14 protein-coding genes are annotated in these 15,422 nt (G+C 68.0%); 9 read left to right on the forward strand and 5 right to left on the reverse strand.

Annotated features, from left to right (window positions below; genetic code table 11):
* The first annotated feature begins 74 nt into the window (after positions 1 to 74).
* The 9 genes from HDG33_RS14160 (at position 75) to HDG33_RS14200 (ending at position 8,776) form a co-directional block, all read left to right on the forward strand.
* Entirely contained in the window at positions 75 to 1,388 is a 1,314-nt protein-coding gene (locus HDG33_RS14160) for a YbfB/YjiJ family MFS transporter (protein ID WP_184028400.1), read from the forward strand.
* Positions 1,389 to 1,475: 87 nt separating this feature from the next.
* Entirely contained in the window at positions 1,476 to 2,507 is a 1,032-nt protein-coding gene (locus HDG33_RS14165) for a low specificity L-threonine aldolase (RefSeq protein ID WP_184028407.1), read from the forward strand.
* A 126-nt stretch (positions 2,508 to 2,633) separates the two neighbouring features.
* Positions 2,634 to 3,164: an NUDIX domain-containing protein gene (locus HDG33_RS14170; RefSeq protein ID WP_184028409.1), complete on the forward strand. Its 531-nt coding sequence runs from the start codon at positions 2,634 to 2,636 to the stop codon at positions 3,162 to 3,164.
* Between the two features lie 184 nt (positions 3,165 to 3,348).
* The gene (locus HDG33_RS14175) at positions 3,349 to 4,497 is read left to right on the forward strand and encodes an iron-containing alcohol dehydrogenase (RefSeq protein ID WP_184028413.1); all 1,149 of its coding nucleotides are present in this window, start codon (positions 3,349 to 3,351) and stop codon (positions 4,495 to 4,497) included.
* A gap of 28 nt (positions 4,498 to 4,525) precedes the next feature.
* A complete protein-coding gene (locus tag HDG33_RS14180) occupies positions 4,526 to 4,975 on the forward strand; it encodes a thioesterase family protein (protein ID WP_184028416.1) in 450 nt (149 codons plus the stop codon).
* A 4-nt stretch (positions 4,976 to 4,979) separates the two neighbouring features.
* A complete protein-coding gene (locus tag HDG33_RS14185) occupies positions 4,980 to 5,918 on the forward strand; it encodes a branched-chain amino acid ABC transporter permease (protein ID WP_184028419.1) in 939 nt (312 codons plus the stop codon).
* Positions 5,911 to 7,257: a branched-chain amino acid ABC transporter permease gene (locus HDG33_RS14190; protein WP_184028423.1), complete on the forward strand. Its 1,347-nt coding sequence runs from the start codon at positions 5,911 to 5,913 to the stop codon at positions 7,255 to 7,257. Before HDG33_RS14185 ends, HDG33_RS14190 begins: the two co-directional genes overlap by 8 nt.
* Entirely contained in the window at positions 7,254 to 8,054 is an 801-nt protein-coding gene (locus HDG33_RS14195) for an ABC transporter ATP-binding protein (protein ID WP_184028426.1), read from the forward strand. Before HDG33_RS14190 ends, HDG33_RS14195 begins: the two co-directional genes overlap by 4 nt.
* The gene (locus HDG33_RS14200; RefSeq protein ID WP_184028430.1) at positions 8,051 to 8,776 is read left to right on the forward strand and encodes an ABC transporter ATP-binding protein; all 726 of its coding nucleotides are present in this window, start codon (positions 8,051 to 8,053) and stop codon (positions 8,774 to 8,776) included. The genes HDG33_RS14195 and HDG33_RS14200 overlap by 4 nt, the downstream gene beginning before the upstream one ends.
* Positions 8,777 to 8,798: 22 nt before the next feature.
* Here HDG33_RS14200 and iolB read toward each other — a convergent pair whose 3' ends face one another.
* The 5 genes from iolB to HDG33_RS14225 all read right to left on the reverse strand — a co-directional run bounded on the left by iolB (position 8,799) and on the right by HDG33_RS14225 (position 15,417).
* Complete coding sequence (gene iolB, locus HDG33_RS14205; protein ID WP_184028433.1) at positions 8,799 to 9,599, reverse strand: 5-deoxy-glucuronate isomerase; 801 nt, start codon at positions 9,597 to 9,599, stop codon at positions 8,799 to 8,801.
* The gene (iolE, locus tag HDG33_RS14210) at positions 9,596 to 10,504 is read right to left on the reverse strand and encodes a myo-inosose-2 dehydratase (protein ID WP_184028436.1); all 909 of its coding nucleotides are present in this window, start codon (positions 10,502 to 10,504) and stop codon (positions 9,596 to 9,598) included. Before iolE ends, iolB begins: the two co-directional genes overlap by 4 nt.
* Before the next feature lie 19 nt (positions 10,505 to 10,523).
* Positions 10,524 to 12,503 (reverse strand): 3D-(3,5/4)-trihydroxycyclohexane-1,2-dione acylhydrolase (decyclizing), encoded by a 1,980-nt coding sequence (iolD, locus tag HDG33_RS14215; RefSeq protein ID WP_184028439.1) that lies wholly within the window; start codon positions 12,501 to 12,503, stop codon positions 10,524 to 10,526.
* The gene (iolC, locus tag HDG33_RS14220) at positions 12,500 to 14,524 is read right to left on the reverse strand and encodes a bifunctional 5-dehydro-2-deoxygluconokinase/5-dehydro-2-deoxyphosphogluconate aldolase (protein WP_184028442.1); all 2,025 of its coding nucleotides are present in this window, start codon (positions 14,522 to 14,524) and stop codon (positions 12,500 to 12,502) included. The genes iolD and iolC overlap by 4 nt, the downstream gene beginning before the upstream one ends.
* 86 nt (positions 14,525 to 14,610) lie before the next feature.
* Entirely contained in the window at positions 14,611 to 15,417 is an 807-nt protein-coding gene (locus HDG33_RS14225; RefSeq protein WP_090801043.1) for an ATP-binding cassette domain-containing protein, read from the reverse strand.
* Positions 15,418 to 15,422 lie beyond the last annotated feature (5 nt).

Raw genomic sequence — 15,422 nt, forward strand, 5'->3', positions numbered from 1 at the left:
CTAATTATTCATTTTTCGTGATTCAAAGGTCAAGCTAGTATGAATTCATACCATCGCCGTTTGGCCGTCCGATCATGAACGATCTCGCTTCCCACGCGCACCCGCGCTTCCACGAGCCGCACGCCGCCCGGCGCGCGGCGCTCGCCTGCATGGTCACGCTGGCCGTCGCGCTTGGTATCGGGCGCTTCGCATTCACGCCGCTGCTGCCGCTGATGCTGCACGGCGCCGCGCTCGGCCAGCCGCAGATCGATATCCAGCATGGCGGCTGGCTCGCGTCGTTCAATTACGCCGGCTATTTCGCCGGTGCGATGACGTGCGCGGCGCTGCGGGTCGAGCCCGCACGCATGGTGCGCGTCGGACTCGCCGCGACCGTGCTGCTGACGCTCGCGATGGGCGTCACCGGCCAGTTCTGGGTGTGGGCGCTGGTGCGCTTCGTCGCCGGCGCGGTCAGCGCATGGACCTTCGTGTTCGCGTCGCAGTGGGGCTTGCGGCGGCTCGCCGAACTCGGCGCGCAGGCGTGGAGCGGCGTCATCTATACGGGGCCGGGCGTGGGCATCGTCGGCACCGGCTTGCTGGTCAGCGTCGCGGGCGGCTATGGCGCGGTGGTCGGATGGATCGGCTTTGCGGCGATCGGCGCGGTGCTGTCGGTGCTGGTGTGGCCGGTGTTTGGCGAAGCGCGGCGTGCGGGAACAGCGAAGCCTGCCGCTGCAAGCTCCGCAACCGCAAAGCCCGCCACCGGATCGCGCGCCAGCGCAAACCAGCCGCCTCGTACGGCCGCCATTCAGACGAGCCATGCCGTCCACCGTAGCGACGCGGTCTGGCTGATCCTGCTCTACGGCATACCGGGCTTCGGCTACATCATCACCGCGACCTTTTTGCCGGTCATCGCGCGCCACGCGTTGCCGGGCTCGGCGTGGCCGGACCTGTTCTGGCCGATGTTCGGTGCGGCGCTGATCGTCGGCGCGTTGCTCGCCGCGCGTTTGCCCGTGCATTGGGACAACCGCGCGCTGCTCGCGGGCTCGTATGTGCTGCAGGCGCTCGGCATCGCACTGGGCATCGTATGGCCGACGGCGGGCGGGTTCTCGCTCGGCAGCATCCTGATCGGCCTGCCGTTCACCGCGATCACGCTATTCGCGATGCGCGAGGCGCGGCGTCTGCGCGGCGACGACGCGGCCGGGCTGATGGGTTATGCGACGGCGGCCTATGGCATCGGTCAGATCGCGGGTCCGTTGGTGGCCGCGCCGATTGCCGCGCACACGGGGTCGTTTTCGCTGGCGCTGTGGCTCGCCGCGGGCGCGCTGCTGGCGGGGGCGGCGGGCCTGATCGCAGTGACGCGCGTGCCGCGTGGCCCGCGCCGTGGCCGCATGCCGGATTGCGGTTGCAGCTAAGACGCGAAAACAAATCTCGCACGAGCGCACTAAAATGACCGCTTTCCGTCATTCCCTCGCGCCTGTCGCCGGGCGCGTCGCTCGACCATGCAACATTTCGCGTCCGACAACTACGCCGGCATCTGTCCCGAAGCGCTCGACGCGCTGATCGCCGCCAACAACAGCGGCCACGAGCCGGCCTACGGCGACGACTCGTGGACCAACCAGGTCTGCGACCGTCTGCGCGACCTGTTTCAGACCGATTGCGAAGTGTTCTTCGTGTTCAACGGCACGGCGGCCAATTCGCTCGCGCTCGCGTCGCTGTGCCAGTCGTACCACTCGGTGATTTGCCACGAACTCGCGCACATCGAGACCGACGAATGCGGCGGCCCCGAGTTCTTTTCAGGGGGCTCGAAACTGCTCACGGCGCCGGGCATCGCCGGCAAGCTCACGCCCGATGCGATCGAGTCCATCGTCACGCGGCGCGCCGATATCCACTATCCGAAGCCCAAGATCGTCACGCTGACGCAGTCGACCGAGGTCGGCACCGTCTACAGCGTCGAGGAAGTGCGCGCCATCGCGGCGATCGCGAAGCGTCGTCATCTGAAGGTGCACATGGACGGCGCGCGCTTCGCGAACGCGGTCGCCGCGCTCGACGTGCATCCGTCGGAAATCACATGGCGCGCGGGCGTCGACGTGCTGTGTTTTGGCGGCACCAAGAACGGCTTGCCGGTCGGCGAGGCGGTGGTGTTCTTCGACCGCGCGCTCGCCGACGATTTCGCCTATCGGCTGAAGCAGGCGGGGCAGCTCGCATCGAAGATGCGCTTCATCTCCGCGCCGTGGCTCGGCCTGCTCGACAACGACGTATGGCTGCGCAATGCGCGTCACGCGAACGCGATGGCGCGTCTGCTGGAGACGCGGTTGCAGGAAATCCCCGGCGTGAGCATCATGTTTGCGAGCGAATCGAACGCGGTGTTCGCGCAGTTGCCGCCGCATGCCGCGAAGGCGATGCGCGCGCGCGGCTGGAAGTTCTACGAGTTTATCGGCGCGGGCGGTTGCCGGCTGATGTGCGCGTGGGACACGCAGCCCGACACGGTCGAGCGTTTCGCCGCCGACGTGCGTGAGCTGTGCGTCGCGTGATGGAAGACGCGTGAGGTTGCTGGAACCCGAGTTACCACCGGCGCCTCGATGCACCACTCGGCACACGCGCAAAGCCACCCAACTACGCCCCGCCAGAAAACACGAAACAAAGAGACGTCCCCCGCCATGACCGAGTACCGATTCTGTCCCCGCTGCGCGAAACCCCTGACCGAACGCGCCGACCCCGACCACGAGGGCGGCCGCGTCCGTCAGAGCTGTCCCGATACCGAGTGCGGCTACGTCCATTGGAATAACCCGCTGCCGGTCGTCGCGGCGATCGTCGAGTACGAGGGCAAGATCCTGCTTGCGCGCAATGCCGCGTGGCCCGAGGGCATGTTCGCGCTGATCACCGGCTTCCTCGAAAACGGCGAGACGCCGGAGCAGGGCATCGCGCGCGAAGTGATGGAGGAGACCTCGCTGCACGCCGTGTCGGTCGAGCTGATCGGCGTGTACGAATTCATCCGCAAGAACGAGCTGATCATCGCGTATCACGTGAAGGCGCATGGGACGATCGCGCTCTCGCCCGAGCTGCTCGAATACCGGCTCGTCGAGCCCGCGAAGCTGCGGCCGTGGCGCGCGGGCACCGGCCAGGCGCTCGGCGAATGGATGCGGCGACGCGGGTTGCCGTTCGAATTCGTCGAGCGGCCGGGGCAGTGAGGCGTTCGGCCCATCGAGCTGCAACATTAGCCAGCAAACAGACGACGCAGAAATCACAGCCAACATGGAGACAGCCCACAACGCACGCGACACCACACGACCCGGCACATCCATCGACGCATCACCGAACCGATCATCCACGTCAATCGGCGGTCAATGAGCGCACGCTCAGGGAGAAAACGGCATGGCCTACATCTACTACCTGACCCATATTCATCTGGGCTACGACGCCCTGTCGCAACTGTCGTCCGAGTGCGCGCGCATCGGCATCGAGCGGCCTCTGGTGATCAGCGACAAGGGCGTCGTCGCGGCCGGCATTGCGCGGCAGGCACTCGACGCGCTGAAGCTCGGCGACGTGCCGCTGTTCGACGACACGCCGTCGAACCCGACCGAGGAAATGGTGCTCGCGGCCGCCCAGGTGTATCGCGACGAACGCTGCGACGGGCTGATCGCGGTGGGCGGCGGTTCGTCGATCGATCTCGCGAAGGGCGTCGCGATCGCGGCCACGCATCCGGGGCCGCTCACGCAGTACGCGACGATCGAAGGCGGCAGCGCGAAGATCACCGACGCCGTCGCGCCGCTGATCGCGATTCCGACCACGGCCGGCACTGGCAGCGAAGTCGCGCGCGGCGCGATTGTGATCCTGAACGACGGCCGCAAGCTCGGCTTTCATTCGTGGAATCTGCTGCCGAAATCGGCGCTGTGCGATCCCGGTCTCACGCTCGGCCTGCCGCCGGGGCTGACCGCCGCGACCGGCATGGACGCGATCGCGCATTGCATCGAGACCTTCCTCGCGCCGGCCTTCAATCCGCCCGCCGACGGTATCGCGCTCGATGGCCTCGAACGCGCGTGGCACAACATCGAGCGCGCGTGCGCGGACGGCGGCGATCGCGAGGCGCGCCTGAACATGATGAGCGCGTCGATGCAGGGCGGGATGGCGTTCCAGAAGGGCCTCGGCTGTGTGCACTCGCTGTCGCATCCGCTGGGCGGCCTGAAGGTGAACGGCCGCACGTCGCTGCATCACGGCACGCTGAACGCGGTCGTGCTGCCCGCGGTGCTGCGCTTCAACGAGCGCGCGCCGAGCGTGGTGGCCGAGCGTCGCTATGCGCGCATGCGTCGCGTGATGGGGGTGCCCGAGCATGCGGATCTCGCGCAGGCGCTGTTCGACATGACGGCGCGGCTTGGACTGCCGACCGGCCTCAGGCAAATGGGCGTCGACGAAAGCATGTTCGACAAGGTCGTGCAGGGCGCGCTGGTCGACCATTGTCATCGCACGAATCCGCGCGAGGCGAGCGCCGACGACTATCGCCGCATGCTGACCGAGTCGCTGTGATCCTCGCCTCCACCCACCGCCACGTCCGATGAACAAACCCGCCCCCGCCGGCCGCGCCGCGTATCCGCATTTCCTGCCGATCACCACGCGCTGGATGGACAACGACGTCTACGGCCACGTGAACAACGTCGTCTACTACAGCTATTTCGACACCGTCGTGAACGAGTATCTGATCCGCGCGCGCGTACTCGATTTCGAGCACGGCACGACGATCGGGCTGGTCGTCGAGACGCAGTGCAACTACTTCGCGCCGCTCGTGTTTCCCGATCGCATCGACGCGGGCTTGCGCGTCGCGCGGCTCGGCACGTCGAGCGTGCGCTACGAGGTGGGGCTATTTCGTGATGGCGACGCCGAGCCCGCCGCGCAAGGGCATTTCGTGCACGTCTACGTGGATCGCGCGACGCGTCGTCCCGTGAACCTGCCCGCCGAGCTGCGCGCGGCGCTCGAACCGTTGTGCGTCGTCGGGCCGGCGGACTAGACGCGTGCAGCCGTTCATCATCACTCTGCTCAACGGCCTGAGCTACGGGCTGTTGCTGTTCATGCTGTCGGCCGGGCTGACGCTGATCTTCAGCATGCTCGGCGTGCTCAACTTCGCGCATGCGAGCTTCTATATGCTCGGCGCGTACGTCGGCTTTTCGGTGGCGGCGCGCGCCGGCTTCTGGAGCGCGCTGGTGGTTGCGCCGCTCCTCGTCGGTCTGCTCGGCGCGGCGCTCGAACGCTGGCTGCTGCGGCGCGTGCGCGGGCACGGGCATCTGCCCGAACTGCTGCTGACGTTCGGCGCCGCCTATCTGCTCGGCGAACTCGTCAAGCTCGGCTGGGGGCTCGGTCCGCTGTCGGCGAGGATTCCGGCGGTGCTCGACGGTCCGCTGTTCTCGCTGTACGGCGCGGTCTTCACGCGCTACCGCGCGTTCATGATGGCGGTGTCGCTCGCGATGCTCGCGGCGCTCGTCGCGATGCTGCGCGTGTCGAAGACGGGCTTGATCGTGCGCGCCGCGCTCACGCATGCGCAGGCCGTCGAAGCGCTCGGGCACGACGTGCCGCGCGTGTTCACCGGCGTGTTCGCGGCCGGCACCGCGCTCGCCGCGCTGGCCGGCGTGATCGGCGCGCCGCTGTTCGTCATCGAGCCGGCGATGGCGGAGTCGCTCGGCTCGATCGTGTTCGTCGTGGTCGTGATCGGCGGGCTCGGGTCGCTGAGCGGGGCGCTCGTCGCGTCGCTGCTGGTGGGGTGCCTGCAAACGCTGGCGGTCGCGAGCGATCTGTCGTTGGGCGACGTGGTGTCGCTCGCCGGCGCGGTGCTGCCGCCCGAATGGGACGCGCTGACGCTCGCGCAACTGGCGCCGCTGCTGCCGTACCTGCTGCTCGTCGCGGTGCTGGCGACGAGGCCGCGCGGGCTGTTCGGACGGCGTGACGATCATGCGTAAGCGGAGCGGGTCGTCAAACGCGCTGGAAAGCGAGGTGCCGTCTCGCGGGGGCGGCCGTGCGTTCGCGCCGTGGCTCGCGCTCGTCGCCTTTCTGGCCGTACCGCCTTTCATCTGGCCGCACAGCTGGCTGCTCGGCTATCTCGCGCAAAGCGCGACGATGATCGTGTTCGCGCTGTCGTACAACCTGCTGCTCGGCGGGACCGGGCTGCTGTCGTTCGGGCACGCCGCTTATGCGGGGCTCGGCGCGTTGATCGCCGCGCGGGTGTTCAACGCGGGCGGCATGCCGCTCGTGCTGCTGCCGTTGCTCGGCGGCATCGGCGGCGCACTGTGCGGCGTGCTGTTCGGCTTCATCGCGACGCGCCGTGCCGGCACCGCATTCGCGATGATCACGCTCGGTCTCGGCGAGCTCGTCGTCGCGGCCGCGTGGACGCTGCCGGGCTGGTTCGGCGGCGAGGCGGGCGTCGCGATCGATCGCGCGAGCGGGCCACTCTTCGGCGGCTGGAGCTTCGGTCCGGCGCGCGAGGCCTATGCGCTGATCGCGCTGTGGAGCGTCGTGGCCAGCGTCGCGATGTTCGGGCTGTCGCGCACACCGTTCATGCGGCTCGCGAACGCTGTGCGCGACAACCCGGCGCGCGCGGCGGCGATCGGCTGCTATCCGCGGCGGGTTCGCTATGGCGTGGTCGTGCTGTCGGCGTTTTTCGCGGGCGTCGCGGGCACGCTCGGGCTGATCAATATCGAGCTCGTATCGACTGAGAGCGTCGGCATGATGCGCTCGGGCGCGGTGCTGATCGCGACCGTGATCGGCGGCACGGCGGCGTTCTTCGGGCCGGTCGCGGGGGCGATCGTGCTGACGTTTTTCAGCGTGGTGGTCGCCAGTGTCACGCGGGCGTGGCTGTTCTATCTCGGGCTGTTCTTCGTCGTCGTCGTGCTGGCCGCGCCGGATGGGCTCGCCGGCTTTGCCTCGCGGCAGACGGCGCGGATTGCCGCCAACGGCTGGCGACGTTGCCGCGCCGCGTATTGGTGGAGCGCGGCGGCGGGGGTGCTGTGGCTCGCGGCCATCGTGTTCGCGGTGCAGTGGGCCTATGCGGCGCAGTTCGGCGCGGACGAAGGTGCGGTTTCAGGTGGGTTGTTCGGCGCATGGTTCGGCGCCGGGGCAGGTGCGGGCGCTGGCGCGGGTACCGATGTCACCGTCGCGCCGCCGCTGTCGCCGCTTCCTCTTGCGCTGGCGCTCGTTGCGCTCGCCGCTCTGGCTGCGCTGACCACGCGCCATGCGCTGCGCGCGCATGCGCGCGTCACGGCCCATGCACGCGCGGCGCGATTCCCCGGAGCCGCACGATGATCCCCGCACTCGCGCTCTACGGCATCGAAAAGCGTTTCGGCTCGACGCAAATCCTGCGCGGCGTCGATCTCGCGATCGAGCCAGGCGAGCGGCACGCGCTGATCGGCCCGAACGGCGCGGGCAAGTCCACGCTGTTCAACCTGATCGGGGGCGGCGCGCGGCCGAGCGCGGGGCGTATCCACCTGTTCGGCGCGGACATCACGCGGCTCGCGCCGGCCGCGATCGCGCGCCGTGGCCTCGCGCGCAGCTTTCAGAGCACCAGCGTGTTCGCGCGGCTGTCCGTGTTCGACAACCTGCGCTGCGCGGCGCAGCTTGCCGAGCGCGATCGCACGCGCTGGTGGCAGCGTCTGACCGGCACGGCCGCGGTCGATGCGCGCGCGGCCGACGTGCTCGACGCGGTCGGCCTCGGCGCGCGCCGCGACGTCGCGGCCGGCACGCTCAGCTACGCGGAGCAGCGCGCGCTCGACCTCGGCATCGCGCTCGCGGGCGGCGCGCACACGCTGCTGCTCGACGAACCGACGGCGGGCATGAACCGCGCGGAAGCGGCACGCGCGATCGAGCTGATCCGCGACACCACCGCGGGCCGCACGCTGCTGATGGTCGAGCACGACATGGATGCGGTGTTCGCGATCGCCGATCGCATTTCGGTGCTGGTGCAAGGGCGCATCATCGCAAGTGGATCGCCGGCCGCGATTCGCGCCGACGCGGCGGTACGGGCCGCGTATCTGGGTGAACGCTTCGACGTCGGCTCACGCGCGCGGGCGGGTGATGAACCGGACCACGGAGCAGGCCGATGAGCGCGCTGCTCGACATTTGCGACCTGAATGCGTGGTACGGCGCGAGCCAGGCGCTGCACGGCGTCACGCTGAGCATCGAGCCCGGCGAAGTGGTCGCGCTGGTCGGCCGCAACGGCTCGGGCCGCTCGACGCTCGCGCGCGCGATCATGGGCCTCGTGCGCTGCGAGGGCGAACTGCGTTTCGCGGGGCGTTCGCTCGCCGGTCGGCGCACGTTCGAGATCGCGCGGCTCGGGCTCGGCTATGTGGCCGAGCATCGCGACGTGTTCGCCGCGCTGAGCGTGCATGAAAACCTGCTGCTCGGCATTGCGCCGGCTGCCGCATCGCGTGCGCGCGGCCGCGCGCCGCGCTTCACGCTCGACGACGCGTACGCGCTGTTCCCGGTGCTCGCCGCGCGCAAGCGCACGCACGCCGGCGCGCTGTCGGGCGGCGAGCAACAGATGCTCGCGCTCGCGCGGGCGCTGCTCGGCGATCCCGATCTGCTGTTGATCGACGAGCCCGGCGAAGGGCTCGCGAGTCTCGTGATGCAGCAGGTCGCCGCCTGTCTGCACGCGCTGCGCGAGCGTGGCGTCGCGATGTTGCTGATCGAGCAGAGGCTCGTGATCGCGCGGGACATCGCGTGCCGCGTCGCGGTGATGGGGCACGGCGAGATCGTGTTCGACGGCGCGCTGGCGTCGTTTATGTCGCGCGACGACGTGATGCGCGAATGGCTCGGGGTTGGCTGACGCGCGGCTACGGACAAGTTAGTCAAGCATCCTTGTTGATGATCCATTCGTGCGCCGGATCGTTATGGAAATGCCAGACCCGCTGGCTGCCCGCCATCACGTTCAGATAATACGAGTCGTAGCCGTACGGCACGACGACCGGGTGATAGCCGCGCGGCACCATCACGACGTCGTGATCCTCGACGGCCATCGATTCGTCGATATCGCGTGAGTCGGTGTACACGCGTTGGAATGCGAAGCCTTGCGGCGGATCGAGCCGGTGGTAATAGGTTTCTTCGAGCGAGCTTTCGAGCGGGATATTGTCGGTGTCGTGCTTGTGCGGCGGGTAGCTCGACGCGTGACCGCCCGGCGTTCTCACTTCGACCACCAGCAGCGATTCCGCCGGCTCGGTGTGCGGAAGAATGTCGCACACGTAACGCGTATTCAGCGACTTACCGCGCGTCGAGCGCTTCATCGACGCCGGCTCGATCAGCCGCGCCGGATACTCGCCCTTGGCCGGCGCGCTCGCGACACCGATCTCCGCGTCGCGGCATGCGCGCACCGTCGCGCGCACCTTCGGCGGCAAATACACCGCGTACGGCGCCGCGTCTTCGAACACGCTGTCGCGTGAACCGAGCGAGCTCCACGTCGTGCCCGGCGTTTCGATATCGACCGCGCCGCTCAGCACGACGATGCACGCTTCGCGCGCCGGCTCGAACACGTAGACGAGTTCGTTCGCGCCGAGCCGGTACGCGGCGAATCCCACATAGCGCCAGCAGGCCGACTGCGGCGTCACGCGCGCGATCGTCTGGCCTTCGCGCTCTGCCTTCACTAATAAGCTCATGTTGCCTCCGTGCCGAGCGGCGCATCGACGAGCGCCCGCAAAGTTCCATATCCCTTCTGCGCATAGTCGAACGGCGGCGCGACCACCGGGTCCTGCTCCGCCTCGACGACGAGCCAGCCGCAATAACCGTGCCGCTTCAACCGGTCGATCAGCGCCGGAAAATCGACCGCGCCGTCGCCGGGCACCGTGAACGCACCGGCGATCACCGCATCGAGAAAACTCCAGTTGCGATTGCGTGCGAGCTTCATCACGGCGGGGCGCACGTCCTTGCAGTGCACGTGGCAAACGCGCGCGATGTGTTTGTCGAGCACGGCCAACGGATCGCCGCCCGCCAACGTGATGTGCCCGGCGTCGAACAGCAGGCCGACCGCGTCGCCTGTGCGCGCCATCAACTGATCGACGTCGGCAGGCGTTTCGACGTACGCGCCCATATGATGATGATAGGCGAGCCGCACGCCGCGACTCAGCGTATAACGCGCGAATTCATCGACGCGGGCCGCGTAGCCGGCCCATTGCGCGTCGCCGAAAAAGCGCGGCCGTTGATACAGCGGGCGCGGCGCGCCCTGGATCGAATCGGCGACTTCGCCATACACCATCACGGTCGCGCCGTTCTGCGCGAGCAACTCCAGATGCGGGCCGACCGCGTCGATTTCTTCGGCGACGCTGCGCCTGGCCAGTTGTCCCGAGTACCAGCCGGACACGAGCGCGAGGTCGTATTGCGCGAGCAGCGTTTTCAGCGCTTGCGGCTCGCGAGGAAACTTGTTGCCGAGTTCGAAGCCCTGATAGCCGATCTGGCGACCCTCGGTCAGCGCGACTTCGAGCGGCGTCTCGCCGCCGAGCGACGGCAGGTCGTCGTTCATCCACGACAGCGGGTTGATGCCGATGCGTACGTCGAAAGCAGTCATGCCGGAGTCCTCATGGTTCTCAGTCGTGATCGGCGCCCTGTGACGGCGCAGGCGTCGCGGGCGGCGCCGCGCGCGCGGCGAGCTGCGCGTCGTACTTCGCGCGGGCCTCGCGCACCTCGGTGCGCGTCGACACTTCGGGCACCGCGACTTCCCACCACCAGCCACCGTCTTCGGTGGTGCGAGCCGGGTCGGTGTCGATGCTGATCACGTACGTGCCTCGCGCCGCGCGCGCGCGTTGCAGTGCCGCTTCGAGCTCGGCGAGATTGCGCGCATGCTCGGCTTGCGCGCCGAGCGCGCGCGCATGCGCGGCGAAGTCGATGCGCGGCGCGCCTTCCGGTGCGTGCACGCAATCGTCGAGCAGATTATTGAACGGTGCGCTACCGCAAGCCTGTTGCAGTCGATTGATGCAGCCGAAGCCGCGATTGTCGAGCACGACGACGATCAGCTTCGCGCCGAGCATCACCGAGCTCGCGATCTCGCTGTTCATCATCAGATAGCTGCCGTCGCCGAGAATCACGATCACCTCGCGCTCGGGCCGCGCGAGCTTGACGCCGAGGCCGCCCGCGATCTCGTAGCCCATGCACGAATAGCCGTATTCGACGTGATACGCGCCGGGCCGGCCCGCGCGCCATAGCTTGTGCAGATCGGCGGGCAGCGTGCCGGCCGCGCAGACGACGATGTCGTCGGTCGGCGAGTGCGCGCTCGAACGCTGCACCGCGCCGATCACGTCGCCCTCATAGGGCAGTACCGCGTCGCGTTGGGGCGCATGGGTGAGCGTTTGCACGGTGTCGCGCCAGCTCGCCGCGAGCTTGTGTGCGCGCGCGGTCCAGCTGCGCTCGGCGTGCCAGCCATGCAGCGGCCCCGTTAGCGCATCGAGCGCGAGTTTCACATCGGCTTCGACGACGAAGCCGCGATGCTTGAGCGCGTCGAATCCGTTCGCGTTGATCGCGATCACGTCGGCTTGCGTGAACAGCGTGTTCGAGCCGGTCGTGAAGTCCTGCAGCCGCGTGCCGAGCGCGAGCACGCAGTCGGCGTCATGCGCAAGCGCGTTGGCAGCCGCTGAGCCGGTCACCCCGAGCGCGCCCGCATTCAGCGGATCGTTCCACGCGAGCGAGCTTTTGCCGGCCTGCGTTTCCGCGACCGGCACGCCGTGCGAGCTCGCGAAGCGGTGCAGCGCATCGGCCGCGCGGCTGTACAGCACGCCGCCGCCCGCGACGATCAACGGACGCTTCGCGTGCCGCAAGCGCGCGCACGCGGCGTCGATATCGTCGCTACGCGGCGCGGGTGCGTGAAAGCGCACGACGCGCGGCGTGAAAAAGTCCTCCGGGAAGTCCCACGCCTGCGCCTGCACGTCCTGCGGCAGCGCCAGCGTGACGGGGCCGCACAACGCGGCATCGGTGAGCACGCGGATCGCGCGCGGCAGCGCGCTCAGCAATTGCGCAGGATGCACGATGCGGTCGAAGTAGCGCGACAGCGGCTTGAACGCGTCATTCGCGGATACGCCGCCATCGTTGAAATCCTCGACCTGCTGCAAGACCGGATCGGGCGCGCGCGACACGAAGATGTCGCCGGGCAACAGCAGCACCGGCAAACGGTTCACGTGCGCGAGCGCGGCCGCGGTCAGCAGATTGGTGGCGCCTGGGCCGATCGACGTCGTCACGGCCATCATGCGGCGGCGAAAGTGCGCCTTTGCGTAGGCGATCGCACTGTGCGCCATCGCCTGCTCGTTGTGCGCGCGCAAGGTCGGCAGCGCGTCGCGATGCTGATACAGCGCCTCGCCGATGCCCGCGACGTTGCCGTGACCGAAAATCGCGAACACGCCGCCGAACAGCGGTTCGACGTTGGTGCCGTCTTCGCTGGCGACGCGTTGCGCGGCCAGATAGCGCACGAGCGCCTGCGCCATCGTCAGGCGAATCGTGCCGCCGGTGCGCGCAGGCGCGTGCGCTTGCGTCGCGCCGCTGGCCGATGGGGTGTCGTCATGCATGATGCGCTCGTTCATGCGGCCTGCTCCTGATGAGCGTGATGAGGTGTGCCATGCGCCGCCGGTTCGCCGCGCGCACCGCGCCATGCGGCGATCAACGTTTCGAACGTGAGGCGCACGCGCGCGATCAGTTCGTCGTCGCCAATTTCACCGGCGAGCCACGCATGACTCGGTTCGTGAAAGATCGTGCGGCCGACCGTGAAGCCGCGGCACGTCGCCGCTTGCGCGGCCGCGCGAAAGCCCTCGCTCAACTGCTCGACCGCCGCCGACAAACCGAGCAGCACGACGCCGCGGCAATACGGATCGCGCTCGGCGATCAGCGCGTCGATGGCCTGCCATTGCGCGGCGTCCATCGGTTCGAGCTTCCACCACTCGGGGTAGATGCCGAGGTTGTAGATGCGCTTTAACGCGCGATACACGATATCCGGCCCCTGCGGCAGCGACGCATGCTTCGGAGGAATCACTTCGAGCAGCAGTTCGTGGCCGCTTGCCTGGGTCGCGTCATACAGCGCGCGCAGTTGCGCCTCCTGTTCGAGCCGCTGCTCGATCGGTTCGTCGGGATGAAACTGCACGAGGCATTTCACGACGTGCTCCTGCGGCCACGCGATCAACGTGGTGCCGATCGAACGACCATGATCGAACACGAGCGGCACGGAGCCGGGCAGTTCGACCGGGCGGCCGATCCACCAGCCGCGACCGGTCGCGGCATTCAGCGCGTCCTGACCATAGCGGTCGTCGATCAGTACGCCGATGCGTCCGTGCAGATTCAACGCGCGTTCGGTCTGCGCGACCGCTTCGACGAACAAGCCCTTCAGCGAGGCAATGCGCGCTTCGTCGGCCCCAGTCTGCTGCGCGAGTTCGAAGAACGGATTGCGATGATCGAAAGCGAAGCCGAGCACCTCGTGCCACGCTTTGCGCGCCGGCGACACGCGATGCAGTCTTGCGAGCTTCGCATCGCGATCGGGGCGGCGCATGCGTTGCGGATCGGCCTGCGCTTCGCGCAGGAAGTAGTCGAGTTCGGCCGATGTCGGCATCGCCGGGGCGCAGCCGTGCCGCGATACGACCAGCGCGCCGCTCGCGTTCGCGGCGCGCGCGCAGGCGACGAGCGGCTGATCGCGCAGCCAGCCGGACAGAAAGCCGGAGGCGAACGCGTCGCCCGCGCCGAGCACGTTCAGCACTTCGACTTCGACGCCGCCGTGAACCGGCGCATCGTCGAGCGATGCGGGCACCTCGCCGTCGATGATCTGACAGCCGAGCGGCCCGCGTTTCAGCACGAGCGTGGCCGGCGTCACCGCGCGCACCATCGCGAGCGCGTCGGCGAGGTCGGCCTTGCCGCTGGCGATGCGAAACTCTTCCTCGGTGCCGATCACCAGATCGAACAGCGGCAGAATCCGCTGCAAATGCGCGCTGACGCCTTCGCTCGCGACGAAACGCGTCTCGCCGTCGGCCTTGCCCGTGAGTCCCCACAGCACCGGGCGGTAGTCGATGTCGAGCACGGTGCGCACGTCGTTGCGGCGCGCGTAGTCGAGCGCGCGACGGCTCGTGCGATTGACCTGCTCGGTCGAGAAATGCGTGCCGGTGATCAGCAGCGCTTTCGATGACGCGATGAACGCCTTGTCGAAATCGGCCTCGTCGACCGCCATGTCCGCGCAGTTCTCGCGGTAGAAGATCAGCGGAAAGGTGTCACGGTCCTTCAGGCCGAGCAGCACGAGCGCGGTCAGCCGATCGTGATCGATGCGCACGTGACTCACGTCGCAGCCTTCCTTCGTGAGCGTCTCCGTCAGGAAACGCCCCATGTGATCGTTGCCGACGCGTGCCAGCATGGCCGCGGCAAGCCCGAGCCGCGCGCAGCCGAACGCGATGTTCGCCGACGAGCCGCCGAGATACTTCGCGAAGCTCGACACGTCTTCGAGCCGTGCGCCGACCTGCTGCGCGTACAGATCGACGGCCAGCCGGCCGAGGCACACGATGTCGCGGGCGCGCCCCGGCGCGAACCGGCTGTCCGCTGCGTTACCGCTGGAGGTACTGGAGTGAGCCATGAATAGTCCTGAGTAACAGTGCGCGGTAGGTGCGCGTCGGCCAGCCGGGCGAAACGCGCCGAGGCTGGACGTGCCGCGCGAATCGGTCAGATCGTCGCGCCTTCGAGTTCGCCGATCATCTTCTGCATCTCGGCGCCGCCGGCCATCATGTCGAGCACTTCGTTCTTGCTGATCGTCTGTTTGGTGAACGTGCCGAGCGAGCGGCCGCGATTGAGCAGCGTGAACGAATCGCCGATCGGATACGCGTGGTGCACGTTGTGCGTGATGAAGATCACCGAGATGCCTTTGGCGCGCGCCTTGTGGATCAGCTTCAGCACGTTGAAGCTCTGCTTGACGCCGAGCGCGGCGGTCGGTTCGTCGAGAATCAGCACGCGCGCGCCGAAGTGGATCGCACGCGCAATCGCCAGACATTGACGCTCGCCGCCCGACATCGTGCCGATCGGCTGATGCGGGTCGCGCACGTTGATGCCCATTTCGGCGAGCTTGTCGCGCGCGGTGGTTGCGCAGGTTTCGAGATCCATCACGTTCAGAAGGCCGAACAGCTTTTTCTGCGGCTCGCGGCCCATGAAAAAATTGCGCGCGACCGATAGCAGCGGCACCAGCGCGAGATCCTGGTAGACGGTTGCGATACCGAGATCGAGCGCGTCTTTCGGCGACGTGAAGTGCACCGGTTTGCCGTCCACCCGGTAGGTGCCTTTGCTCGGCTGATACACGCCTGCGAGCGTCTTGATCAGTGTCGACTTGCCGGCACCGTTGTCGCCGAGCAGGCAATGCACTTCGCCGCGTATGAGGCGCAGCGTGATGTCGTTCAGCGCGATGATGTTGCCGAAATAACGGCTGACGTTTTCCAGCGACAAAATGATGTCGTCGGTGTTCTGTTCGGGGGTGCTCATCGTGA

It is taken from the genome of Paraburkholderia sp. Cpub6 (assembly GCF_014201065.1).
GTDB lineage: Bacteria > Pseudomonadota > Gammaproteobacteria > Burkholderiales > Burkholderiaceae > Paraburkholderia > Paraburkholderia tuberum.

Coding starts and splice junctions, on each gene's coding strand:
- HDG33_RS14200 (WP_184028430.1), top strand. CDS start 8,051: ATGAGCGCGCTGCTCGACATTTGCGACCTGAATGCGTGGTACGGCGCG.
- HDG33_RS14195 (WP_184028426.1), top strand. CDS start 7,254: ATGATCCCCGCACTCGCGCTCTACGGCATCGAAAAGCGTTTCGGCTCG.
- HDG33_RS14190 (WP_184028423.1), top strand. CDS start 5,911: ATGCGTAAGCGGAGCGGGTCGTCAAACGCGCTGGAAAGCGAGGTGCCG.
- HDG33_RS14160 (WP_184028400.1), top strand. CDS start 75: ATGAACGATCTCGCTTCCCACGCGCACCCGCGCTTCCACGAGCCGCAC.
- HDG33_RS14225 (WP_090801043.1), bottom strand. CDS start 15,417: ATGAGCACCCCCGAACAGAACACCGACGACATCATTTTGTCGCTGGAA.
- iolE (WP_184028436.1), bottom strand. CDS start 10,504: ATGACTGCTTTCGACGTACGCATCGGCATCAACCCGCTGTCGTGGATG.
- iolC (WP_184028442.1), bottom strand. CDS start 14,524: ATGGCTCACTCCAGTACCTCCAGCGGTAACGCAGCGGACAGCCGGTTC.
- iolD (WP_184028439.1), bottom strand. CDS start 12,503: ATGAACGAGCGCATCATGCATGACGACACCCCATCGGCCAGCGGCGCG.
- HDG33_RS14165 (WP_184028407.1), top strand. CDS start 1,476: ATGCAACATTTCGCGTCCGACAACTACGCCGGCATCTGTCCCGAAGCG.
- HDG33_RS14180 (WP_184028416.1), top strand. CDS start 4,526: ATGAACAAACCCGCCCCCGCCGGCCGCGCCGCGTATCCGCATTTCCTG.
- HDG33_RS14170 (WP_184028409.1), top strand. CDS start 2,634: ATGACCGAGTACCGATTCTGTCCCCGCTGCGCGAAACCCCTGACCGAA.
- iolB (WP_184028433.1), bottom strand. CDS start 9,599: ATGAGCTTATTAGTGAAGGCAGAGCGCGAAGGCCAGACGATCGCGCGC.
- HDG33_RS14175 (WP_184028413.1), top strand. CDS start 3,349: ATGGCCTACATCTACTACCTGACCCATATTCATCTGGGCTACGACGCC.